This window comes from Pseudoalteromonas sp. SWXJ133 (assembly GCF_015864365.1).
GTDB lineage: Bacteria > Pseudomonadota > Gammaproteobacteria > Enterobacterales > Alteromonadaceae > Pseudoalteromonas > Pseudoalteromonas arctica.
Map to the genome: position 1 here is coordinate 47,736 of NZ_JADYXJ010000003.1, position 24,645 is coordinate 72,380.

General features: G+C 40.3%; 22 protein-coding genes and 1 other RNA gene. 6 read left to right on the top strand and 17 right to left on the bottom strand.

The window, feature by feature from the left end:
• Nucleotide 1: 1 nt before the first annotated feature.
• Genes I6F40_RS03100 through mraZ form a run of 12 tightly spaced genes read right to left on the bottom strand, consistent with a single transcriptional unit; the run spans nucleotide 2 to nucleotide 13,445 of the window.
• Nucleotides 2–922, bottom strand: coding sequence for a D-alanine--D-alanine ligase (locus I6F40_RS03100; RefSeq protein WP_166377008.1), 921 nt, complete (start codon nucleotides 920–922; stop codon nucleotides 2–4).
• Nucleotides 919–2,370 carry a UDP-N-acetylmuramate--L-alanine ligase gene (gene murC, locus I6F40_RS03105; protein WP_197192474.1) on the bottom strand — a complete coding sequence of 484 codons (1,452 nt, stop codon included), beginning with the start codon at nucleotides 2,368–2,370 and terminating at the stop codon, nucleotides 919–921. The genes I6F40_RS03100 and murC overlap by 4 nt, the downstream gene beginning before the upstream one ends.
• Nucleotides 2,371–3,447, bottom strand: a complete 1,077-nt coding sequence (gene murG / locus I6F40_RS03110) for an undecaprenyldiphospho-muramoylpentapeptide beta-N-acetylglucosaminyltransferase (protein WP_166377010.1) — start codon at nucleotides 3,445–3,447, stop codon at nucleotides 2,371–2,373.
• On the bottom strand, nucleotides 3,444–4,619 hold the full coding sequence (gene ftsW / locus I6F40_RS03115) for a cell division protein FtsW (protein ID WP_166377011.1): 1,176 nt from the start codon (nucleotides 4,617–4,619) through the stop codon (nucleotides 3,444–3,446). Before ftsW ends, murG begins: the two co-directional genes overlap by 4 nt.
• Nucleotides 4,616–5,950 carry a UDP-N-acetylmuramoyl-L-alanine--D-glutamate ligase gene (gene murD / locus I6F40_RS03120; protein ID WP_197192475.1) on the bottom strand — a complete coding sequence of 445 codons (1,335 nt, stop codon included), beginning with the start codon at nucleotides 5,948–5,950 and terminating at the stop codon, nucleotides 4,616–4,618. The genes ftsW and murD overlap by 4 nt, the downstream gene beginning before the upstream one ends.
• The gene (gene mraY, locus I6F40_RS03125; protein ID WP_197192476.1) at nucleotides 5,951–7,033 is read right to left on the bottom strand and encodes a phospho-N-acetylmuramoyl-pentapeptide-transferase; all 1,083 of its coding nucleotides are present in this window, start codon (nucleotides 7,031–7,033) and stop codon (nucleotides 5,951–5,953) included.
• Entirely contained in the window at nucleotides 7,033–8,415 is a 1,383-nt protein-coding gene (locus I6F40_RS03130; protein ID WP_166377014.1) for a UDP-N-acetylmuramoyl-tripeptide--D-alanyl-D-alanine ligase, read from the bottom strand. Before I6F40_RS03130 ends, mraY begins: the two co-directional genes overlap by 1 nt.
• Nucleotides 8,412–9,890, bottom strand: coding sequence for a UDP-N-acetylmuramoyl-L-alanyl-D-glutamate--2,6-diaminopimelate ligase (gene murE / locus I6F40_RS03135; RefSeq protein WP_166377015.1), 1,479 nt, complete (start codon nucleotides 9,888–9,890; stop codon nucleotides 8,412–8,414). The genes I6F40_RS03130 and murE overlap by 4 nt, the downstream gene beginning before the upstream one ends.
• Entirely contained in the window at nucleotides 9,883–11,700 is a 1,818-nt protein-coding gene (locus I6F40_RS03140; RefSeq protein ID WP_166377016.1) for a penicillin-binding transpeptidase domain-containing protein, read from the bottom strand. The genes murE and I6F40_RS03140 overlap by 8 nt, the downstream gene beginning before the upstream one ends.
• A complete protein-coding gene (ftsL, locus tag I6F40_RS03145; protein ID WP_007582915.1) occupies nucleotides 11,697–12,023 on the bottom strand; it encodes a cell division protein FtsL in 327 nt (108 codons plus the stop codon). Before ftsL ends, I6F40_RS03140 begins: the two co-directional genes overlap by 4 nt.
• Nucleotides 12,020–12,958: a 16S rRNA (cytosine(1402)-N(4))-methyltransferase RsmH gene (gene rsmH / locus I6F40_RS03150; protein WP_166377017.1), complete on the bottom strand. Its 939-nt coding sequence runs from the start codon at nucleotides 12,956–12,958 to the stop codon at nucleotides 12,020–12,022. The genes ftsL and rsmH overlap by 4 nt, the downstream gene beginning before the upstream one ends.
• 28 nt (nucleotides 12,959–12,986) lie before the next feature.
• Nucleotides 12,987–13,445 (bottom strand): division/cell wall cluster transcriptional repressor MraZ, encoded by a 459-nt coding sequence (mraZ, locus tag I6F40_RS03155; RefSeq protein WP_166377018.1) that lies wholly within the window; start codon nucleotides 13,443–13,445, stop codon nucleotides 12,987–12,989.
• A 495-nt stretch (nucleotides 13,446–13,940) separates the two neighbouring features.
• Between mraZ and I6F40_RS03160 the strand changes: the two genes are divergently transcribed.
• Genes I6F40_RS03160 through I6F40_RS03170 form a run of 3 tightly spaced genes read left to right on the top strand, consistent with a single transcriptional unit; the run spans nucleotide 13,941 to nucleotide 14,985 of the window.
• On the top strand, nucleotides 13,941–14,279 hold the full coding sequence (locus I6F40_RS03160; protein WP_166377019.1) for a DUF883 domain-containing protein: 339 nt from the start codon (nucleotides 13,941–13,943) through the stop codon (nucleotides 14,277–14,279).
• Between the two features lie 6 nt (nucleotides 14,280–14,285).
• Entirely contained in the window at nucleotides 14,286–14,732 is a 447-nt protein-coding gene (locus tag I6F40_RS03165; protein ID WP_166377020.1) for a threonine/serine exporter, read from the top strand.
• A 10-nt stretch (nucleotides 14,733–14,742) separates the two neighbouring features.
• Nucleotides 14,743–14,985: a hypothetical protein gene (locus tag I6F40_RS03170; RefSeq protein ID WP_166377021.1), complete on the top strand. Its 243-nt coding sequence runs from the start codon at nucleotides 14,743–14,745 to the stop codon at nucleotides 14,983–14,985.
• A 3-nt stretch (nucleotides 14,986–14,988) separates the two neighbouring features.
• On the opposite strand, the gene I6F40_RS03175 is transcribed toward I6F40_RS03170, so the two are convergent.
• Nucleotides 14,989–15,963, bottom strand: a complete 975-nt coding sequence (locus tag I6F40_RS03175) for a glutathione S-transferase family protein (protein ID WP_166377022.1) — start codon at nucleotides 15,961–15,963, stop codon at nucleotides 14,989–14,991.
• 21 nt (nucleotides 15,964–15,984) lie between these two features.
• Nucleotides 15,985–16,827, bottom strand: a complete 843-nt coding sequence (locus I6F40_RS03180) for a pirin family protein (protein WP_197192477.1) — start codon at nucleotides 16,825–16,827, stop codon at nucleotides 15,985–15,987.
• A gap of 201 nt (nucleotides 16,828–17,028) precedes the next feature.
• On the opposite strand from I6F40_RS03180, the gene I6F40_RS03185 reads away from it, so the two are divergent.
• Entirely contained in the window at nucleotides 17,029–20,133 is a 3,105-nt protein-coding gene (locus I6F40_RS03185; RefSeq protein WP_166377024.1) for a bifunctional diguanylate cyclase/phosphodiesterase, read from the top strand.
• A gap of 89 nt (nucleotides 20,134–20,222) precedes the next feature.
• Entirely contained in the window at nucleotides 20,223–21,110 is an 888-nt protein-coding gene (locus tag I6F40_RS03190; RefSeq protein ID WP_166377025.1) for a LysR family transcriptional regulator, read from the top strand.
• 8 nt (nucleotides 21,111–21,118) lie between these two features.
• Here the strand turns inward: I6F40_RS03190 and I6F40_RS03195 are convergent, their stop codons facing one another.
• Nucleotides 21,119–22,072, bottom strand: a complete 954-nt coding sequence (locus tag I6F40_RS03195) for a YihY/virulence factor BrkB family protein (protein ID WP_166377026.1) — start codon at nucleotides 22,070–22,072, stop codon at nucleotides 21,119–21,121.
• Between the two features lie 117 nt (nucleotides 22,073–22,189).
• On the opposite strand from I6F40_RS03195, the gene I6F40_RS03200 reads away from it, so the two are divergent.
• Nucleotides 22,190–23,269, top strand: a complete 1,080-nt coding sequence (locus I6F40_RS03200; protein ID WP_166377027.1) for a mechanosensitive ion channel family protein — start codon at nucleotides 22,190–22,192, stop codon at nucleotides 23,267–23,269.
• Between the two features lie 75 nt (nucleotides 23,270–23,344).
• Here I6F40_RS03200 and rnpB read toward each other — a convergent pair.
• Both rnpB and rsmI read right to left on the bottom strand, forming a co-directional pair.
• Nucleotides 23,345–23,707: RNase P RNA component class A (rnpB, locus tag I6F40_RS03205), an RNA gene on the bottom strand.
• Nucleotides 23,708–23,749: 42 nt separating this feature from the next.
• Nucleotides 23,750–24,607: a 16S rRNA (cytidine(1402)-2'-O)-methyltransferase gene (gene rsmI, locus I6F40_RS03210; protein WP_024607458.1), complete on the bottom strand. Its 858-nt coding sequence runs from the start codon at nucleotides 24,605–24,607 to the stop codon at nucleotides 23,750–23,752.
• Between the last annotated feature and the right edge of the window lie 38 nt (nucleotides 24,608–24,645).

Consider the following 24,645-nt stretch of genomic DNA (forward strand, 5'->3'; position numbering starts at 1 on the left):
ATTAAAGCGTTTGCTCTAAAATGCGAACAACTAATTGTTCAAAAGTTGCCCCATTCGCTTTTGCCGCCATTGGCACTAACGACTTTTCAGTCATGCCTGGTACTGTATTTACTTCAAGCAGGTAAAAATTACCTTGCTCGTCTTGCATCGCATCAACACGACCCCAACCACTTGCGCCCACTAAATCAAATGCATCTAGCGATATAGCTTGTAAGTACTTAGTATCTTGCTCTGATAAATCTGCAGGGCAATGATACTGCGTTGTATTTGATTGATACTTAGCTTGGTAATCGTAAAAACCATTTGGCGTAGTCATTTCAATGACTGGTTGTACTTCATCGCCAAGCACTGTAACTGTGAATTCACGTCCCGTGATCCACTGCTCTACAAGCACTTGATTATCAAACTTAAATGCATTAGCTAGTGCGTCTTCAAGTTCTTGTGCTGTACTTGCTTGCGCCATACCTATGCTTGAGCCTTCGTGCGATGGCTTAACCATTACCTTTTTAAACTCACCCATAATAGCTGCAGCGTCAAAGCCTTTTTTAGCGTCAACTACGGTATAAGGTGCAGTGCTTAAACCCGCTGATTTAAATAAGTGCTTACAACGTACTTTATCCATTGCAAGTGCTGAACCCAGTACATTACTGCCCGTGTAAGGCAGGTTCATAAATTCAAGAGCACCTTGTACAGTTCCGTCTTCGCCACCACGACCATGCAAAGCAATAAAAACGCGCTCTACATTTAATTCTTTTAACTCCCACAAAGAACGACTTTGTGGGTCAAATGCAATTGCATCAATGCCACTATTTTGCAGCGCATTTAAAACAGCCTGACCCGATCGTAAAGACACTTCACGTTCTGCTGATTTACCACCTAGCAGTACCGCTACTTTACCAAACTGTGTGTTTACCTGAGTCATACTTCACCTTGCTTAAGTTTTTCTATCGACATACCCGTCGCAGCTAATGTTTTAACTAACTGACCTATATTACCAGCGCCTTGGGTTAATACTAAATCATTATTTTGTAAATTTGCGGCCAAAACGCCTGCAAGCTCTGCATTTGTTGCCACATGCAGCGGCTCTTTGCCACGTTGACGAAGGCTACGGCATAAGCTTTTGCTGTCTGCGCCCACAATAGGATCTTCACCAGCGCTATACACATCAAGCAGTAGCAACTGATCTACATCAGCAAGTACTTTTACAAAATCTTCGTATAAGTCGCGTGTACGGGAAAATCTATGAGGTTGATATACCATTACTAAACGCTTATCAGGCCAACCTTCACGTACTGCTGCAATTGTTGCTGCAACTTCTGAAGGATGATGCCCGTAATCATCAACTAACATCACATTGCCACGCTCGTTTTCAAATTCACCATAGTGTTGAAAACGACGACCAATACCTTCAAACTTCTGCAGCGCTTCTAAAATTGCATGATTCGTAATGTTTTGATCTTTTGCCACAGCAATCGCAGCGGTTGCATTAAGTGCGTTGTGTCTACCTGGCATATTCAACGTGGCAGTTAAACACTCACCTTGCTTGTTAGTTACTGTAAATCTGCATGTATTAGCTGATTGGCTAAAGTCGCTCATGCGGTAATCAGCATCCTTCGATTCGCCATACGTGATAACTGGGCGACCAAAACGCGGGATAAGTTCAGCAGCAACTTCAGAATCAATACATACAACAGCTAAACCATAAAACGGCAAGTTATGGATGAAATCTACATACGTGTCTTTCATTTTTTCAAGACTGCCGCCATAAGTATCCATGTGATCTTCTTCAATATTTGTGATCACCGATACCATTGGCTGTAAGTGTAAAAACGACGCATCGCTTTCATCAGCTTCTGCAATTAAAAAATCACTTTTGCCTACTTTTGCGTTACTACCTGCGCTATTTAACAAGCCACCAATAATAAAGGTTGGATCAAGCCCTGCTTGTCCATAAATACTCGCAATTAAGCTTGTTGTCGTTGTTTTACCATGCGTCCCCGCAATCGCTATACCGTGGCGAAAACGCATTAATTCAGCCAACATTTCTGCGCGGCGCACAACGGGAACTCTTGCGGCTTTAGCTGCAATAATTTCAGGATTTGTTTCATCAATCGCACTTGAAACAACGACTACATTGGCATCTTTCACGTTATTTTCATGATGGCCAATAAATACCTCAGCACCGGCTTTAATTAAACGATCTGTCATAGCGCTATGGGCAATGTCAGAACCTGTAATACGGTAGCCTTCAAAAGCGAGTACTTCAGCAATACCGCCCATACCTGCTCCACCAATACCAATAAAGTGAATGGTTTCTATTCGGCGCATTGCAGGGCGTGTGTGTTTTTCTTGTACTGACGTTTCTTTCACTTATTTTCTCTTATTTGTTACTTGCTCACAGTGCGTTGCTACGCTTGCTGTGGCATCTAAAATGGCTTGTTTTTTTGCATTTGTAGCCATTTCAGTAATTAATGAAGGTTGGGCTAAATACGGGCTTAATAGTTCAACAATTGATTGTTTATTAAACTGCCCTTGTGGCATTAATAATGCGCCATTAGCCATCACTAAATATTGTGCGTTAGCTGTTTGATGGTCGTCCACGGCATGTGGAAACGGAACAAAAACGGCCATTTTACCTGCCGCTGCAATTTCGCTAACAGTTAACGCACCAGCACGGCAAACAACAATGTCAGCCCAGTTATATGCTGCGTCCATATCATCAATAAATTCAGCTATTTTTGTATTACTGCCTGTAAAAGCATACATTTTATAAGCGGCTTCTACGGTAGTTAAATGACCCTTACCTGTTTGATGCCATACACTTATTGGAGCTGTATTATTTAGTACTTTAAATGCTTCTGGTAATGTTTGATTAAGCACTTGTGCACCAAGCGAGCCGCCCACTACTAAAATATTAATAGGGCTTGATACATCGCGTTTGGCTATATTCATAACGCTTTGGCGAACTGGGTTACCTACTAGCTCGGCTTGACCCTGTGCAAAAGCACTTGGAAATGCAGCTAATACTCGTGTAGCCACCTTAGCTAGCAGTTTATTGCTCATACCCGCTACAGCGTTTTGCTCGTGAATAACCAGCGGGATACCTAAACTTTTTGCGGCAATTCCCGTTGGACCCGTAACATAACCGCCCATTGCAAGTACTACATCAGGACGCTGTTCTTTCAATACCTTACGCGCCTGCAATACTGCATTAATTACCATGAATGGGGCTTTAATAAGACGCTTTAATCCGTTACCACGAACACCTTTAACATTAATAAAATTAATATCTATATTGTGCTTAGGTACAACGCTCGCTTCCATTCGATCTGGTGTGCCGATCCAGCTAACTTGCCAGCCCTGCTGTTTTAAATAATCGGCCACTGCAATACCGGGAAAAATGTGTCCGCCAGTTCCACCAGCCACTACTACTAATTTTTTACTCATCGCTTACCTCCGCGTGAGGTGGCTTGTTTGGTTGCCATTTTGGTTTCAAAATCTACGCGTAATAAAATACCCGTGGCAATCGTCATAATTAATAAGCTTGAGCCGCCATAAGAAATAAACGGCAGGGTTAAACCCTTCGTCGGTAAAATACCCGCGCTCGCACCTACATTCACCATGGTTTGAAATGCAAACCAAATACCAATGGCAAATGAAAAGTAGCCTTCGTATTCCTTGCCGCACTTAAGGGCTTGTTGGCCTATTAATAAGGCTCTAAATACTAAAGTAGCTAATACCGTTAAAATACTTACAACGCCTATTAAGCCAAGTTCTTCACCTATAACGGCAAAAATAAAATCGTTATGTGCTTCAGGTAAATATTGTAGCTTTTGTACACTGTTACCTAAGCCTTGACCAAACCAACCACCCTGGCTATAAGCCATTAGCGATTGCACCAACTGATAACCCTTGCCAAAAGGATCATCCCAAGGGTCTAAAAAGCCAACAACACGTGCCATACGATATGGTTCAACAATAATAAGTAATACAACCAGACCAACGCCCGTTAAAATAAGTACAAAAAACTGCCATAACTTAGCACCAGCTAAAAACAATAAACCAACCGTTGTTACAAACATAACAACCACTGTGCCTAAATCTGGCTGCAGCAAAATAAGCAGTGCATACACTGCAAATACAGCAATTGGCTTTGCAAAGCCTTTAATATTTTCTTGTACTTCTTCGCGTTTTCTTACCAAATAACCCGCAATATAACTAAAAAAGTACAACTTAGCGGCCTCAGCCACCTGAAAACCAACAGGTCCAATAGGTATCCATCGTTTAGCGCCGTTTACTTCACGCCCAATAATCAATACCGCTATTAATAGCACCATGCCTAGTATTAATAGATAAGGGTTTGATCGTTTCCACCACTCCATTGGCACACAAACGCTTATCCAAAAAAGAACAAAAGCCATTGCCAAAAACATGCTGTGGCGAATGGTAATATGGTATGGGTCATCAAATAACCGCTCTGCGGTAGGCATTGATGCGCTGGTCACCATTATGAAACCAACACCAATTAGCATGATTACGCAGTACAACAGCGGTACGTCGTACAGTTGATTAGAAGGTTTAGGTGTTAGTGCATCTCTTATATCGGCAAAAGCAATCATAATTGCCCTTCCGTTACGCACTGAACAAAGTCATCGCCGCGTTGCATATAATTGTTATACATATCAATACTGGCACATGCCGGTGCTAACAAAACAATATTGCCAGTACTACTAAGTACTTTGGCTAGAGTAACGGCCTCTTCCATGTTGTTAGTTAAATAGCTCTTATTGGTAATCGCAGCTAAGTCACTTGCATCTTTACCAAAACAAATTAATGCTTTTACATGCTGCTCTATGTAAGGTTTAAGCGCATTTAAATCAGCGCCTTTGGCATCGCCACCAGCAATAACAATAAGATTTTCACCGCCACTAGCTAAACTATCTATTGCAGCTATAGTTGCTCCAACATTGGTAGCCTTTGAATCGTTAAAATACTTTACACCGTTAAGCTCAGCTATAAACTGGCAACGATGAGCCAACCCATTAAATTGACCTAGTGCGTTTTTATATTGCTCTTTGCTTACTTCAAACGGACTTAAGAGCGCCATTACTGCAAGCGTATTTAAATAATTGTGCTTACCCACTACCGCAAGCGTATCAACAGGTAAAAAGGCATCGCCTTTAACCATAAAGTGAGTTTCGCCATTGTGCTGCGCTAAATGGTAATCACCTTGTTGAGCACCAAAGCTAATTAAAGGGGTTGTACCGCGCTCAACTGGATGTGTTTGACTATCGTCTGCGTTGACAACAATAAGCTCTGCGAAATTATAAATACTTAGCTTTGAGTCTATATAAGCTTGGTAACTGTCGTAGCGGTCAAGGTGATCTTCTGACACATTTAATACCGTTGCACTTACTGGTTTTAAACTCGTTGTGGTATCTAGCTGAAAACTCGATAACTCAAGTACATACACATCAAAATCATCATTGAGTAAATCAAGTACCGCTGTGCCAATATTCCCACCCAATGCAACTTTATAGCCGGCTTCTTTTAACACCTCATAAGCGAGCGTCACCACGGTTGATTTACCGTTAGAGCCCGTTACTGCAACAACAGGTTTTGTATTAATACGTGCAAATAACTCAACGTCGCCAATCACTTCAACACCTGCGTTAATTGCATCTTCAACAGCTGGTATTTTTAAGCTAAGCCCTGGGCTTATGATAATCATATCGCTTGAACAAAGCTCTGCGTCATCCAAATTACCGAAGTGGGTATCTAGAGTTGGCGCGTACTCTTTTAACCAATCAACCCCAGGCGGCGTTACTCGGCTATCAACGACCTTTGGTGTGAGACCATGAGATAATAGAAAACGCACAATGCCCAGACCGGTTACACCGAGTCCGAGCACTGTTATTTGTTTGTTTTTTATCTCGTTTAAGTACTGCATTTATCGAATCTTTAAAGTAGCTAAGCCAGTAAGCACTAGCACAACAGAAATAATCCAAAAGCGCACAATAACGCGAGGCTCTGGCCAACCTTTTAATTCATAATGATGATGAATCGGCGCCATTCTAAAAATGCGTTGTCCGCGTAATTTATACGACCCCACTTGTAATATTACCGATAGCGCTTCCATTACAAATACACCGCCCATAATAATAAGCAGTAATTCTTGGCGTACTAAAACAGCAATAATACCTAATGCGCCACCAAGTGCTAATGAGCCAACATCGCCCATAAATACTTGTGCTGGGTAAGTGTTAAACCATAAAAAGCCAAGCCCTGCGCCCACTATGGCGGTACACACAACCACAAGCTCACTCGCCAGCGGTAAATGCGGAATATGTAAGTAAGCCGAAAAGTTAATATTACCTGTTAAGTACGCAATAATTGCTAATGCGGCAGCCACTAAAATAACTGGCACAATGGCTAAGCCATCTAATCCATCGGTCAAGTTTACCGCGTTTGAAGTACCTACAATCGCAAAATACGTAAGTACGATATAAAACAAACCTAATTGCGGTAATACATCTTTAAAAAATGGAACAACAAGTGATGTTTCAGACGCTTGTGCGCTGGTAAAGTACAGAGCAGTAGCTACGACTAATGCAATTACCGATTGCCAAAAGTACTTCCATTTAGCAATTAGACCTTTTGGATCTTTGCGAATAACTTTACGATAATCATCAACAAAGCCAACAATACCTAACGAGCCAATTACAAACAGCGTTGCCCATACATATTTATTCGATAAATCAGCCCATAGGAGCGTGCTGGTAAAAATAGCTGCTAAAATAAGTAAGCCACCCATGGTAGGTGTGCCCGATTTTGACAAATGTGACTGCGGACCATCGTCTCGAACTGTTTGACCTATTTGCATACGTTGCAAACTACGGATTAATTTAGGCCCTAAATAAAGAGACATAATTAGCGCAGTTAAAATACCTAAAATGGCACGTAGCGTTAAATACGAAAAAACATGAAAACCACTAAAATACTGTGTTAAATACTCTGCCAGCCAAACTAACATTATGATACTCCATTGATGGCTTGTTGCTGGCCATTAACTAAATCGGTTACTAATAATTCCATGCGAGAACTGCGCGACCCTTTCACTACTATTGTTGTTTTAGTATTCACTTTATTAATACTTTCTTGAATTTTTTGCTGCATCTGTTCGCGACTCGAAAAGTGGCGATTAGGTAGTTCAAACACATCACTTGCGTATTTACTTAATACACCTAATGTAAATAGCTCATCAATCCCTTGCTCAAGTGCGTACTCACCAACTTCTTGATGGTACTTACGTGCATCTTCACCTAGCTCACCCATGTCCCCTAACGCTAAAATGCGGTGACCTTGCATGTCACTTAATAAGTCAATCGCAGCTTTTACCGACTTAACATTGGCATTATAGGTATCATCAACCACGGTGAGTAAATCAGACACTTCAATTAAATTAACGCGCCCTTTTACATCCCCCATTGTGGCAAGTGCATTGGCTATTTCTTCAAGGGTTACATTAAATTCACTAGTCAGTGCAGCAGCGATAAGTGCATTACTAATATTGTGCTTACCCGGAAGTGCCAAAGTAACAGGTACTTGCTTGTTTTTAGTGCAAAGCGTAAAGCTTGCACGCGCATTGGCATCAAGCGTGATGTTCTCTGCCCAAATATCTAGTTTTTTAGTTGTAGAAAAACGTTTAACATTACGCCCTTCAAGCTTATCTAACCAATATTGGCTAAATTCACTATCGCAGTTAACAATCGCAACACCGTCATCTTTAAGGCCATCAAAAATCTCACCTTTAGCTTTTGCGACGCCCATTAAACTACCAAAACCTTCTAAATGGGCTGCAGCTACATTACATACTACCGCCACATCTGGTTTTGTCATTGCTGTGGTGTAGGCAATTTCACCTAAGTGGTTTGCGCCAAGCTCAATAACAGCAAAGCGATGTTGTGGCTCTAAGCGTAACAATGTTAGTGGCACGCCAATATCGTTATTAAAATTACCTTTAGTAGCTAATACATCACCGTGAACCGACAAAATTGCCGCACACATTTCTTTTACGGTGGTTTTGCCTACACTCCCTGTAATTGCAATTGTTTTAGGCGCCACTTGTGCCATAACAGCGGTGCCAATTGCACCTAGTGCAATACGTGTATCGCTTACTATAAATTGTGGAATATCTACATCAACTTTGTGCTGAACAATAACGCCAATAGCGCCCTTTTGTTTAGCCTCAGCTATAAATTTATGACCATCAAAATTTGGCCCTTTCAGTGCTAAAAACACTTCACCATCGCACACTGTACGAGTATCAGTATTTATATTAAGCACGTGTTGATTATCACCTTGATAATCGGTTGTTAGCACATTAGCTAACCAATCAAAATCCATTGGGATCATTGTGTTATCCCTCTTACTGCTTTTTTTAGTTGTTCTTGTACATACCGGCGATCGCAAAAGTCGATTCGCTTATCGCCTATAATTTGATAATCTTCGTGGCCTTTACCTGCAATCAAAATAACGTCATCAGCTGTAGCATTTTCTATAGCAAAACGAATTGCAGTTGCTCTATCAGCCTCTAAATGTGCATTTCGAGGATGGGTTAAACCGCCTGCTACATCTGCAATAATGTCATCAGGGTTTTCTGAGCGAGGGTTATCACTGGTAATAATAACTTTATTAGCGTTTTGCTCTGCAGCTTGCGCCATCAATGCACGCTTTCCTTTGTCTCTGTCACCACCGCAACCAAATACACAACTTACACCACCTGGCACATGCAGCTGCAATGCTTGTAATGCAAGTGCAAGTGCATCGGGTGTATGTGCGTAATCAACAACACACGTCGGCATGCCTGCTTGGCTAAATGCTTGCATTCGCCCTGCTACTGGCTGTAACTGCGCACAACCTGCAACTAATTGCTCAAGCGGATAATCAAGCCCTAGTAATGTAGCGATCGCGGCCGTTAAGTTATATAAATTAAATTCGCCAAACAGAGGCGATTTAATCGATATATCACCCCAACTAGTCGATAACTGAGCCGAAATACCTTCACTTGAATATTCAACATCAGAAAAATAAACGTACTGAGCATTCTTAGGGGCTAAGTTTTTGCGGCCATAACAGATTAGGTTATTGAAATCATACTTTTCAAGCCATTGCTCAGCTTGAGAATCATCTTGATTAAGCACTACAACTTGCGGCTCAAAATCACGGAAAAGCATTAGTTTCGCATCACCGTAACTTGCCATATCACCATGGTAATCTAAGTGATCGCGCGAAAGATTAGTAAACACAGCCGCTTTAAACGCGCATTTAGCAACACGCTGCTGCACTAATCCATGAGATGACACTTCCATGGCTACCAGCTTTTTATGCTGCGAATTTAAATCACTCAAAATATGTTGTAAATCAACCGTTGAAGGTGTGGTATTAATCAGTGGAATTAAGTTATCCGGATGACCATAACCTAAAGTGCCAATAATAGCCGAATCAGTACTGCAAAATTGCGCTAAGTGGGCAATCATTGCTGTGGTGGTTGATTTACCATTTGTACCTGTTACACCAATTAAATCAAGGGCCTGACTTGGCTGGCTATAAAATCGACTTGCTAATTCTGGAAGCCTTTTATCAAGCTCAGAGACTAAATATAGTGGCTCAAAACTTGTTTCAAATTCACATAATCTGTCAGCAATAATAGCTGTTGCGCCATTTTCAATTGCTTTATTAATAAATTGACCGCCATCAAGTGCATGGCCTTTAATAGCAACAAATACATCACCTGGCGTTACTTCACGGCTATCAAGGCGTAAATGTTTTACCAGTTGCGAGGGCGCATTTATTTCGATGTATTTTAAAATATCCTTTAAATCACGCATCGTTATCCTTACCTTGTATGTATGCAACCTCTTCCTTGTCTGGCGCTACGTTTAATATTCTCAATGCGTTAGAGATGATTTCTGCAAATGCAGGGCCTGCGGTGGCACCTCCATAGTACACATCACCACCTGGTTCATTAATCATAACTACCACGGCTAAACGAGGATTACTTGCCGGCGCTACACCTGCAAAGTAACCTACATATTCATCACCATAACCACCTGCTACGGCTTTTTTAGATGTACCTGTTTTACCAGCAGCACGATACCCATCAACTTTTATGTTGCGAGCAGTACCGTCTTTTTCAAATACACTTTCCATCATGTGCACTACGGCTTCTACGTCTTTTTGTTTAAAAATACGTTCGCCTTCAGGTACATTATCTTGCTTTAAAATAGTTAGAGGTCGGTTAACTCCACCAGCGCCTAACATGGCGTAAAAACGTGCCATTTGTGCAGTACTTACCGAAATCGCATAACCGAACGATAAAGTGGCAATTTCAAAGTCAGACCAACGGCGATTAGGATAAAACAAACCGCTGCTTTCACCCACCATGCCAGTACCTGTGTCACTGCCAAATCCTACTTTTTGGTATAAACCAACAAGGTAATCTTTAGGTACTAATTGCGTTACTTTAGCAACCCCCATATTTGAAGAGTACTTTAATATTTCACGCAGTGTTAGTTCACCGTGATTTCGGGTATCTCTAACTAAACTACCACCTAAACGCATCCAACCTGGGTAGGTATCAATCGTATCATCTGCCTGAATGGCGCCGTAGTCTAGCCCAGCCAAAATGGCTAGAGGCTTAACAGTTGAGCCTGGTTCAAACAAATCGGTAATTGCGCGGTTACGACGCTTATGAGGTGCAGCATCGCTTAAGTTATTTGGATTAAATGAAGGGCTATTTACCATTGCCAGTACTTCACCGGTTTTAACATCAACTACCATAGCTGAGCCCGATGTGGCTTTGTAAGTCAGTACTGCTGATTTAACAGCTTTGTACGCAATAGCTTGAATACGTTGGTCAATGCTTAGCTCTATGCTTTCAGGCTCTACACGTTCACGTTCGTCAAGTACTGCTACTTCGCGCCCTTGGGCGTCTTTACGAATAGTACGGCGGCCTTCCTCGCCCGTTAAAGCGTTTTCATATAGCTTTTCAATGCCTTCAATGCCTTTACCATCGATATTGGTAAAACCAATAACATGCGCGGTAACTTCACCTGCGGGGTAGTAACGTTTAGATTCATCTAGTAAATGGATACCAGGCAGGCGTAAATCGCCAATATAATTTGCTACAGCAGGGGTAACTTGGCGCTTTAAATACACAAAACGACGTGAAGGATCGTTTAAAAGGCGAGAATTAATCTTTTTAGGATCAATACGCAGTACATCTGCAAGCTCACGCCAGCGTAAGTCATTTTTATAATAAAGTGCAGTACGTTTATCAAGTTCAGCAGTGTTTTCTGCTAATGATAAATGGTCTTCACCGTTTTTATGCGCTTGTTTGGTCACTTTGGAGACAAGTGATTTATGTAATGCTTTAGGATCTGCATATACACTTACCACAGGCACACTTACCGCTAACTCTTTACCGTTACGGTCAAAAATCATTCCGCGTTGTACATGGAGCTTTTCAACGCGTACTGTACGTTTATCACTTTCTGAACGTGCTTTATCAGGTTCTATCACTTGCAGATAAGCGGCGCGAGATACGAGTGTTACAAACACCATAAACACAACTGTACACACCAGCATAAAGCGCCATGTGATTAAATTAGTGACTGGTTTTTTGCCTCTATTTCTCATTGTACTATTATTACCTGCTCATCTTGACTCGTAGGTCGTTTCATTTTTAATTGTGATATGGCGACTTCTTCAATGCGTGCATGTTGCGAATAAAATTCTTCCTCAACAAGTAAGTAGCGCCACTCTAAATCGAGTTCATCACGTTCTTGTAATAATTGGTCTTGCTTTATAAGTTGGCCACGAGCTAAGTGTGTTGTTTGCACAACAGCTAAACTAGAAGCGAATATCACAACCAACAAGGCCGAGGTTAGCTTGTTAGCTCCTAGGCCTTTTAATATTTCAAAGAATAAATTAGGTTGCCGATAGCTCGCTTTTTTACTCATCCCAACCTCTGTGCAATCCTAAGTACAGAACTACGAGAACGTGGATTACGTTCTACTTCAACAGTACTTGGCTTAATAGCCTTACCCACTGCTTTTAACGTCAAATTTTTATTTATTTGTGCGTCAGTTAAAGGCAGACCTCTGGGTAACACTTCTCCCCGACTCTGTTTTCTAATAAACTGTTTTACAATGCGATCCTCTAGTGAATGAAACGAAATCACCACTAAACGTCCGCCTGGTTTTAGCACTTTAACAGCTGACTGTAGCGCAGTTTGAATCTCTTCAAGTTCACTATTAATGTAAATACGAATAGCCTGAAAAGTACGTGTTGCAGGGTGCTTAAACTTATCTTTTACCGGTACTGCTTCATCGACAAGGTCAGCAAGTTGCTTGGTAGTTGTGATTGGCGTGTGCTCACGAACTTCAAGCACTTTGTGCGCAATGCGTTTACCAAACTTTTCTTCACCCAACTTTTTAATTACGTGGGTAATATCATCTAACTCGGCCTCTGCTAACCACTGTGCGGCACTACGACCTGTTGTAGGGTCCATACGCATATCAAGTGGACCATCTTTCATAAAACTAAAACCACGCGCAGCGTCATCAAGTTGTGGCGACGAAACACCAATGTCTAATAAAATGCCATCCACTTTACCAATCAGATCGTTTTGCTCTGCTACTTCGTATAAGTTTGAGAAACGAGTATGTGCAATTGCAAAGCGTGGATCGTCAGCAAATTTTTCGGCTGATTGTATCGCTTGTGGATCTTGGTCAATAGCTTGCAAACGCCCCTTATCACCAAGGCGTGCTAATATTTGTCCAGAGTGGCCGCCACGTCCAAACGTACCGTCCATGTATATACCGTCTGGCTTAATTGCGAGGGCATCGATGGTTTCGTCCATTAATACGGATACGTGTTCAAATTGCGCTGTCATTAGCTGTTGTTTGCCTTTTCTTGTGCAGTTAGAGTGTAAAATTATCTAAATCTTGGTTAGGTTCAAAATCGCCGAGCCTTTCAAGCTCAGTATCTTGGTGCATCTGCTCGTGCCAACGCGCCTCATCCCAAATTTCAAATTTATTCATCAAACCAACTAGCATGATTTTTTTGCCAAGTGATGCATGAGCCCGCAGTGACGGTGCAAGCAAAATTCGACCATTTTTATCAAGTTGATATTCAGTGGCATTCCCGAGCAACATACGTTGCATTCGCCGAGCTCGTGGATTCATGTTAGATATTTTCGCTAAACGGCTTTCTATTTCAAGCCATTCAGCAAGCGGATACAACCATAAACACGGCTCATTTAATGCGACGGTACAAATAACTGTTCCCTGCTCTTCAGACAATAGAGATTCTCGGTACTTGGTCGGTACCGCAAAACGCCCCTTATCATCCAAACTCAGTGAACTCGCGCCACGAAACATAAAAAACCTACTTTAAAATTGTTTTATTCAACTTTTGTTTATTTTTACCCAGTGTGACCCACTAAAAACCACTTTTTACCACAGTGCTCCAGTTTAGGGCTTGACAAGCCATTTTGTCAAGTAAGCTGACCAGCTTTAGTGACTACCAAAGCTAGAAAAAATAAGGGCTCAAGTGAAACGTTTGAATTACGAGGGAAAAGTGGAATTATGATGAAAAAAAATATCGATTCTGCTTTTATCACTTTTACTTCACACGCTTGATTTACTGAATAACCAATGAATATTTACAATTTTTAAAGTACTTCACTTTTTTGTAAAATTTACTTAGCCGTGTGGTAATAGTTACTGTTTTCTTCAAATTACAAGTTATAAAAAACAAATAGAAAATAGGTTAAATACTTTATATTCAATATGTTAAATTAAAAATTAAATTTGGTTTAATCATTGCATAATCTAAATCACTATTTAAATTTTTTAACTTATTAAGGATTGATTATGGCTACTACAACAAATACGAAACCAAACACAACTTCAGATATTAAGCCTGACGTTAAACTAACAAATACTGAATCTCCTCTTACAGAGAAGGCAACATCAGCGGCGCACGATGCTGTAGATGCACTTTCGAGCAAAGCAGCAACAGCTGAAAGCAGTGTTCGTAAAGGCGCTTCTAGCTCAGCAGATGCACTAAGCGAAAAACAACTTATTGCACGTGAAAAGTTAAGTGAATGTACAGCTAAAACACGTGCATTTGCTTCTGAAAATCCATTAGCAACCGCGGGTATTGCTTTTGCTGCGGGTATGCTGATTACATCACTATTTCGTCGTAAGTAATCAGTGATGAATAACCCACAAACAAGCGCAGCCAAGGATGGTGAAGCGCAAAACCAAACTACTGAGCAGCAGAGCCAAAAGGACGATTGGCAAGATCATGTAGCAAAGCTTTTAGAGTACTCTAAGCAGCTCAAGGATGATTACCAAACTCAAGGAAAGATCACCCATCAGCTTGCTAAAGCTGAATGGCGGTTATCGCTTAGATCGCTTGCATTGATCACTATATTTTTAGGCTGTTTTGCCAGTGGTTTGGTTTTGTTGTGGGCAGGATTTCTAGGTGCTGTTGGATACGGTGTATATGATCTTTTTGGGTCAGTATGGCTAAGTATTGCAACAGCTACTTTGCTGCAAGTTGCTTGTTTAGCATGGCTTTGGAAAAATACGGTTTACCTAAGCAATAAAATTGGCTTTAGTAAAACACTTAAAAGCTTAAAACAACTGTTTAACTTATAAGGAAATTACTATGTTAGTTAACTACTTAATTAAAGCACCTAATGAAAACGTTGATGCTCTGAGTAATCAAATGGACACGCGCAGTGAGCTGAAACGCCAACATCATGCAGCGTTTCAATATAGACTAAAGCGTTTTGCCGCAACTAAAGTGGGACTAACAAGTGCCTTTTTAGCCGGTGCAGCTGTACAAGCGGGGAAAGGCGAAACCAGCTTGGTAAGAAAATACGGTTGGCTTGTTAGGCTTTTTGCTTAAACGTTAAACATTTCTACCATGATCAGATAAGTAATCAATACTTGGGCCACTTGGCACAATTTGTGTTGGATTAATCATTGTATGACTAAAATAGTAATGACGTTTAATGTGGTAAAAATCAACTGTCTCTGCTACTCCCTTAACCTGATATAACTCTCTAAGGTATCCGCTCAAAGCAGGGTAGCTTTCAATTGTGCGTAAATTACATTTAAAGTGGCCAACATACACACTATCAAACCGAATGAGCGTGGTGAATAATCGCCAATCAGCCTCTGTGAGTTCATTTGTGGCTAAATAACGCTGCTTGCTCAGTATCCTCTCTACTGTATCGAGTGCTTTAAATACATCACTAAATGCCTCTTCATACGCATCCTGAGTTGTAGCGAACCCCGTACGATAAACACCATTATTTATGTTTGGATAAATCAGTGCATTTAATTCGTCAATTTTTGGTTGCAGTGCCTCAGGATAGTAATCATCTTTATTACCTGTTAATTCATTAAACGCACTATTGAACATACGTATAATATCGGCAGACTCATTACTAACAATTTTATTCAGCTTTTTATCCCACAATACGGGAACCGTTACTCGCCCAGAATACTCAGGGTTATTTTTTGTATACACTTGATGTAAGTAATTACTATTAAATAATGCATCGCCAGTACTGTGGTTTTGCGTATCAAACTCCCAACCACTATTAAGCATATCAGGACTAACAACCGACACAGTAATTAAATCTTGTAACCCTTTTAACGCTCTAAATATAAGCGTTCGGTGAGCCCAAGGACACGCGAGTGATACATATAAATGATACCTGTTAGCTTGTGCTTTAAAACCGGCCTCGCCCGTTATTCCAGCGCTACCATCAACAGTTATCCAGTGACGTAACTGCGCCGCCTCGCGCTCAAACTTACCATTACTTGAATCAGTGTCGTACCATTTATCTTGCCATTGGCCGTTAACTAATAATCCCATAAAACTCTCCTAAAAATACCGTTAAATTTTGCCAAACTCGCCGTTTTGATAATCACGCACTGCTTGCTGTACTTCAGCTTGCGTCGTCATTACAAACGGCCCCATATGAGCAATCGGCTGATTAAGTGGATCGCCGGCTAAAACCAGAACACCAGCGCCGCGCTCAGAGCTAATATTAATGTCACTGTCTGGTTCCAAAATAAGTAACTTACCCGCTGGTATTGTTTGGTTGTCGCTCATTATTAGTGAGCCGCTATGAATATAAAGCATTACTTTTTGTTGGCTAAGACGCTCTAAATCCATGCTTTTACCAGCAGGTAATGTAATATCAGCGAGCGCTGCATTAGCAGCTAAACTTTGCAAAGCGCTTGTAAGCGTTTCACTTTCGAACTGCCACGATCCCGCAAGTGCTTTTAACGTCACACCTTGCGTATTTGTAAAACTCGGAGCTGGGTTTTTAGTAGTATCTCGATAACGTGAATCACGCATTTTTTCTGCACTTGGCATGTTGATCCAAATTTGAAAGCCATGCAAACCGTTAACAGTATCAGCGAGTGGCATTTCACTATGCATGACGCCGCGCCCGGTACTCATCCATTGCACATCACCTGCTTTAATTGCTTTTCTGTTACCCATTTGGTCACGATGCTCAAAGCCACCTTTTAGAATATAAGTAAACGTTTCAATACCTCGGTGCGGATGCTCAGGAAAGCCTCCCATATAATCTTTTTTGTCGTCTGACTTAAGTTCATCAATCATTAAAAAGGGATCTAAATATTTACCATCAAACCCAGGTATACGGCTAATGCTAATGCCATCGCCATCTTGAGTTGCATAAGCTGTAAGTATTTTTGATATTTTCATTTTTTAATTCACTCTAAAAAATAAGTTTATGAGGCTATTAAATCATTCATTAAACAAAACAACTATGTCTTTAAATCGACCTTAACATTCCAAAAAATAGAACTATAATGATTCATTGGTTACATTTTCAACCTTATAATTACTATGGTTATTTGGAGTGAATTTGGCTACAATTGTTATTGCAAAATACAAAACTAAGGAATGGTTATTTTTACTTATTCTCTCAAACATCAGCTTTATCGTTTGCTTATATTGCTAAGTATTCCGGGCATCGCTGTAATTATTTTTACACTGCTGCTTGAACGCAATCACTCTATTGAGCAAAGTAAAAAAGAAGTAGAAAATATCGCTAAGCAATTAATTTCACAGCAAAAGCACTTAGTCGATGATATTGACCGTTTAGCACGTTACTTGGCTAAAGAGGAAAGTAAGAAAGAAAATATAGCAACAACCTGCCCTAATTATTTTAATCAATTTAAATCTATTTACGCGCATGTTGCCAATATCGGGATCATAAATCCAAATGGCATTGCCATATGTGCAACAAGTGGGTTAACCAGAACGATAAATATTGCCGATCGTGCATATTTTCAGAACGCCTTAAAAAGTAACCAACTGTCAGTAGGTTATTTTCAGCATGACCGAAGCCTGCAAAAAAACACTCTTAATTTTGCGTTACCTATTATTAATAAAAAAAATGTAACTCAAGGTGTTGTAGTAATCGTTGTTGCGCTTGACTGGTGGAACAATGCTTTTAATGACATTGAACTTCCGTCAGGCTCTATTGCTGCAATTGCTGATTCTAACGGAAAAATTTTAGCGCGTTACCCGCCTACAACGGCCGCGCTAGGCGATAATATTGCACAGACTTTATTAGCAACTGATTCTTCTATTGATAATGAGGCATCAACAAAAATAAAATCGATTGAGGGTGAAGATCGAATACTTCATCACTCTGTTATTTATAGCGATCCGAGTAATAACAGCTTAAATATACATATTGCACTTCCTGTCACGCATGCTTTAAAGCAAATTAATAATAATTTTTTTATAGCGATTGGTGTATTTATTTTATCGCTGTTAGTACTGTCTTTAATTGCACGTAAGCTACTTAAAACCAGTATTATTGATCCAATTAATAATCTAACAAGCGCAACAAATGTGTTAGCTAAGGGCGAGATGCCAGCACAAAGAATACAACCCAATAATCCAGAGCTAAATACTCTCTATCAGCGTTTTAAATCAATGACGCAAACTCGGTTAACAGCTGAGGCTAATTTAAAAAACAAGCATGATGAGCTTACTAGCTTGCTTAATACTCTGCCCGATAGTTACGTTAGAATTAACATTCATGGCGATATTCTCAACATAACAGGGCAATTTAAGCATCAAGTAGACCCAAACAACAATGCAGTACCCCATTTATCATCAATACTTTCACACAGTAATGTTCAGCTTTTATTGGCACAATTACCTAAACTTAATATTTCGAGCAATTTAGAAATCACACTCGAAAAATCAGATCCTAAGCGCAGCTTTGAAGCACGTATTAGCAAAATGCAAAGCAAAAATGAATACGTTGTAGTACTACGCGATATAACCCAGCGAAAAATTAATGCAGAAGCACTCCACCTTGCCTCGTTAGTTTATAACAACAGTAGTGAAGGCATGGCAATCACCGATCCAACGGGTGTTATATTTGATGTAAACCCTGCGTTTTGCAAAACGACTTTATATAATAAAGAAGAAGTTATTGGGCAGTCGTCTGCCATTCTTTCATCAGGAAAACATGATAAGAATTTTTACAATAAAATGTGGTCCGAATTACAGCAAACTGGCCGTTGGCAAGGCGAAGTAATCAATCGTAAAAAAAATGGGATTCTGTATGCTGAGTGGCTCACAATCGATACTGTTTATGATAAAAATAATGCACCTGTTAGTCGTATCGCGATATTCACAGACCTCACAGAAAAAAAACAAGCTGATGAAACTATTTGGCGACAAGCTCATTTTGATCACCTAACTGACTTACCAAATCGCTTAGAGTTAAAGGAGCGGTTAAATCAACGATTTTCAAATGTTGTTACTTCAGATAATCAATTAGTTGTTATGCTTTTAGATATAGATCACTTTAAAGATATTAATGACACATTAGGCCATCACTATGGCGATAACTTATTAAAACTCGTATCGCAACGTATAGTGCAGTCGGCAAAAAATGCTGAGTTTGTGGCACGAATTGGGGGAGATGAGTTTGTTATTGTATTTAATCACATTAAAAGTACGCGCCATATTAATCAAATTGCGAGTAATATTTTACTTAGCTTATCGTCAGCTTTGCATCTTGAACACGAAGAGTTATTTATTAGTGCAAGCATAGGCATTGCTTGCGCTCCTAATGATGGTGAAAATACTGAACAGCTTTTAAAGGCAGCCGATCAGGCTATGTATAAAGCAAAAAGTAATGGTCGTAACTGTTTTGAGTTTTTCTCTACTGACATGCGCGAATATGCACACGCGCGCATGGTGCTATTAAAAGACTTACGAAGTGCCATAGAACTTGAACAATTTGAGTTATTTTATCAGCCCATAGTTGCTTTAAATGATTTACATATTCATAAAGCTGAAGCGCTTATTCGTTGGCAACATCCCGAAAAAGGCCTAATCAGCCCTATCGCATTTATCCCACTTGCTGAAGAAACCAGGCAAATAAATGCAATTGGCCAATTTGTATTTGCCCAAGCTTTGCAAACACTTAACGATATAAAAACACTAACCGATGATACTTTTCAAATAAGTGTAAACGTATCGCCAGTGCAATTATCCACGCCAGAGAGTGGCATAGATGAATGGTACGATATGCTAAAAGCAGCAAAACTGCCTGCTTCGTCAATTGTCGCAGAAATAACTGAAGGCTTAATGGTTAACCCTGAAGCACTTACGCAAAGACGCCTAAAAGAAATAGTAAAATCAGGTATGCAGCTTGCTCTTGATGATTTTGGTACCGGGTATTCGTCGCTCGCTTACTTACAAGAAATGGACACCGACTATTTAAAAATAGATAAACGTTTTGTTGATAATATTCAAATAGGTAGCCAAGAACTTGCATTGTGTGAAGCCATCATTGTTATGGCGCATCAGTTGGGCTTAAAAGTAATCGCCGAAGGAATTGAAACTAAATTACAAATGCAGCTACTACTTGAAGCAGGATGCGATTACGGTCAAGGTTATTTATTTTCAAGACCTTTAAATAAAAGCAGTTTTATGGCACTTCTAGCTGATAAAAAAGTAGCTTTGTTAAAATAAACAGACAAAAAATCACTGTTACGCAATAAATAATGCGTCTGCGCGGTCAAGTTAAGCAATCAGATATAAAGTAGTAACAGGATTTAAAAATGGCAAAAGCAACATTAGAGCAATGGCGAATGTTTAAAGCGGTAGTGGATCATGGCGGGTTTGCAGGCGCAAGCGCAGCTGTACATAAAAGTCAGTCAACCGTACACCATGCTGTGCAAAAACTTGAAGCCGCCTTGCAAATTAAGTTGCTTGAAGTAAAAGGCCGTAAAGCATTTTTAACCGATAGCGGTAAGCTGATTTTACGCAGAGCCGAGTTTTTAATTGAGGAAGCGACTAAAATAGAATCGGTAGCAAGTACACTAAGCGAAGGCGTGGAAAGCACATTAAAAATAGCTGTTGATGAGGTTTTTCCACACGCTATTTTATATCAAGCACTTGCTAAAACGAGTGAGCTTTACCCTCTTTTAAAAATTGATTTAGTAGAAAGCGTGCTAACCGGTGCAAACGAATTATTACATAACTCAGTGGTTGATTTAGCTATTTCGTCAATTCCTATCTATGGAATTAGTTGCAGTACGTTATGCGATATAGAGTTTATAGCGGTTGCGCATAAAGACCATGTATTACAACAATATACTGAACAACTCAACTTTCGCGATTTAAAGCTACACCGGCAAATAGTAGTTCGCGACTCAGCAACCCACACCAGTCACAATGAAGGCTGGCTAGGTGCAGATATGCGCTGGACAGTAAGCCACTTACGCAACTCTATTGATATGGTTAGTCAAAATTTAGGTTACGCTTGGCTGCCAAAAACACAAATTGCACACTTAATTGAAGATCAAACCCTCATCGCACTTAATTTAGATCAAGGTACAACCCGTACTCTTAATTTATATTTAATGTGCAACGACAACGACAGGCTTGGTCCTGCAGCACAAGAATTTAAAGATCAAATTACTGCACTTATTAACTTAGCTAACTAATCTGCAATTTATTCGTTTTTTACATCGAGGTGATCTGCTACATAGGCGCCTCGCTGCCCACGCTCTTTAGCCGGCCCTACAGTGCTATCTTTACCTGTTTGCTGCTCAGTAGCTGCATTAATTACAGCACCTAATGTGATTATGTAAGCGCTGATATACAACCACATCAGCATGATCACTACACCACCTAGTGAGCCGTAAGTTTCGTTGTAACTAGAAAAACGCGATACATAAAATGAAAAACCTATAGATGCCAAAATCCACAGCACGGTAGCAATAGACGACCCCATTGTGATCCAACGCCATTTAGCAGGTTTACGATGTGGGGCATAACGATATAAAAGTACCAATGCAAAATTAAAGGTAAAAGCCAATAATGGCCAAGAAATGAGTTTAATTAATAAATCTATGCTTTCTTTTAGTCCCACTAAATTAAGTACAATAGGTAAAATACCAATAATTAATAGTGCAAAAATTGCGACTACAATCGCTCCTACCGAAAATAGAATACGGACTAATTGAGCCTGAAAAAAAGAGCGTTTTTCATATTCACGATAACTAATATTACACGCAGTAATAAGTGCTTGGCTGCCTTTAGAACTACTCCAAATTGTAAGTATAAGCGTACCAATTGCACTTAAGCTCAAGCTTGCACTTGATGTTTTAGCAAGGCTAGAAACCTGAGATAAAATCAGTTCGCTGGTGCTTGGTGGAAGCAAAGTAACTATTTTACTTAAGTGCTCACTAATATCTGTTGGGGATGAAAAGTACGCATACACTGATACCAACGCCGCAATGGCTGGAAAAATAGCAAGCAGTGCATAAAATGCCACACCGGCAGCCACTATAGATAAGTTATCTTCACTCATTTGCTTAAAAATACGTTTAACAATATCCCACCAACCTATAAAAGGGATATGTGCAGGCTGCTCTGCTTGCTGTCCTCGTTTAGCTTCTTTCATTCTAAACCTCAATATTTGTATTACGTTACTACAGCAAAATATTTGCCAAGTTATAAGCGTTTGGTACCAAACTTGCTAATATTTATCTATAAATGACTATAACACGGAAGATGAGCCATGCTCGGTACCCTAAAAAGCAGTGTAGCGCTAAATAATACAACACCAATAACTGACGTGATCAAAGTTGATACACTTTCGTGGAATTTCTTTTATGGGCAAGGCGTGCAATTACTTCACGTAACAGCGCAAATATTACCCACTCTTTTACTCGGCATAATGCTTTTAGTACTCAGTTACTTAATTTCAGGACCACTTTCTAGATTACTAATCAAACCCATTGACTATATGACTGACAGCAAGCTTGTTCACCTAGTCATAAGGCGCAGCATAAGCACCCTGATAATTTTATTTGGGGTGTATTTATTTTTACGTTTAGCAGGGCTTACTCAGTTTGCTGTTGCTATTATGAGTGGGACTGGGTTGATAGGTTTAATACTCGGCTTTGCTTTTAGAGACATAGCAGAGAACTTTATTGCTAGTTTATTACTGAGCGTACAAAGACCTTTTAAAATTGACGATGTAATTGAAGTGGATGGCCGATTAGGTATTGTTAAAAAAGTAACAGCAAGAGCAACCACACTTGTTGATTACGATGGCAATCATATTCAAATACCTAATGCGACTGTATATAAAAATACCATTAAAAACCTGACTGCCAATCCAAAAATGCGCGGCAAAGTAGAAATTGGTATTGGCTATGATAACGATATACGCAGCGCACAAACCCTCGCCCTAGATATTGCCAATCAACAAAATGCAGTACTTAGCGACCCACCCGCACAGGTTTTAATAAAAAACTTAGGCTCATCTACTATTAACTTCGTTTTGTATTTTTGGGTTAATAGCGAGCAGCACAGTCCATTAAAAGTAGCCTCCCAACTTATGCGCGAATTAGTCAATGAGTTCACAAAACAAAAAATCAGCATGCCTGATGACGCACGAGAGAGAATTATACTCACCGACCCTAATGAAAGTGTTTCTAGTTTAGAGGAAGAACAACCATCGCAAATACAAAGCGAAAAAAATGAAACTGTCGAGCAAACTAAAACACTTGATGATGTAAGCAGTGATACTGACGAAATACGTGAACAAGCAGAGCAATCTCGCGATCCAGAACAAGGGAAAAATATTATTTAATAATACTTAAATTTTATTAACTAAAATTTAAACACAAAAAAGCCCGCAGCGTTAACTACGGGCTTTTTATTGAATGAGTGAGTCAGCCGTATAAGCCGGGTTTTGTCCTTTCCGAAGAAAGTGATAATCATTCGTCTAGGCCATAAATCGCTCTATGGCTCAAGCAACCTACCCGGTTCCAACGTGGGCCACGCCATAAGGAACCCTATTTGGTCTTGCTCCGAGTGGAGTTTACCTTGCAACCGACTATTACTAGCGGCCCGGTGCGCTCTTACCGCACCCTTTCACCCTTACCAATCGAGATTGGCGGTCTCCTCTCTGCTGCACTTGTCGTGGGCTCACGCCCCCCAGCCGTTAGCTGGCACTCTGCCCTATGGAGCCCGGACTTTCCTCCCCCTGATCATTTTCGTCACAGGCAGCGATCATCTTGGCTGACTCGGCGCGCAGTATACATGAGGCTAATACCAAGCGCAGTAAAATTTACTCTTTTTCTTCAATAATTGTTTTATATAAAGCGTTTTTCTTCATACCAAAGTATTCTGCAACCACACCACAGGCTTTTTTCATTGGCATTTCACTTTCAAGAAGTGCCAGCATTTTGCGCGCTTCAGGCGGAACATCGTCTATTTGCTTTGGTTTGCCCGGAAGCATAAGCACTATTTCGCCGCGCTGCTTGGTAGGATCATCAGTTAAAAACTGTTTAAGCTCACTTACACTACCATTAAAAAATGTTTCAAAGGTTTTGGTTAGCTCTTTAGCAAACACAACTTGCTGCTCATCACCAAGGGCTAGTGCTAAATCATCAAGGCTTGCCATAATACGGTGCGTACTTTCGTACATTATGCTGGTAATGCCTGAGTTAACAGCTTCGATAAAAAAGTCTTGGCGAGCTTTGCTTTTAGCTGGCGTAAAACCAATAAACTGAAAGCGGTCGGTTGGTAAGCCTGAACAACATACGGCTGTAATTGCAGCACATGCACCTGGAACAGGTGTAACATGGGCGCCTTGTTCGCGGCATAGATTTACAACAGCGTAGCCTGGATCACTAATTAGTGGCGTACCAGCGTCAGATACTAAAGCAATATTTAAACCTTGATTAAGTTGATCAATAATTTGTTGTGCTTTTTGCTTTTCGTTGTGGTCGTGTAATGCAAACGTTTTTGCCTTAATACCAAAGTGGCTAAGTAGCTTGCCGGTATGGCGAGTGTCTTCAGCAGCTATTAAGTCAACTTGCGATAATGTCGCAATGGCACGGTGACTTAAGTCGTCATAATTGCCAATTGGGGTGGCAACAATGTAAAGAGTGCCAATTTTCTGTGAATTCTCCTCATTTAACATTGAGGTCTCCTGCGTCAGTCAGTAATATAAGCAAATCG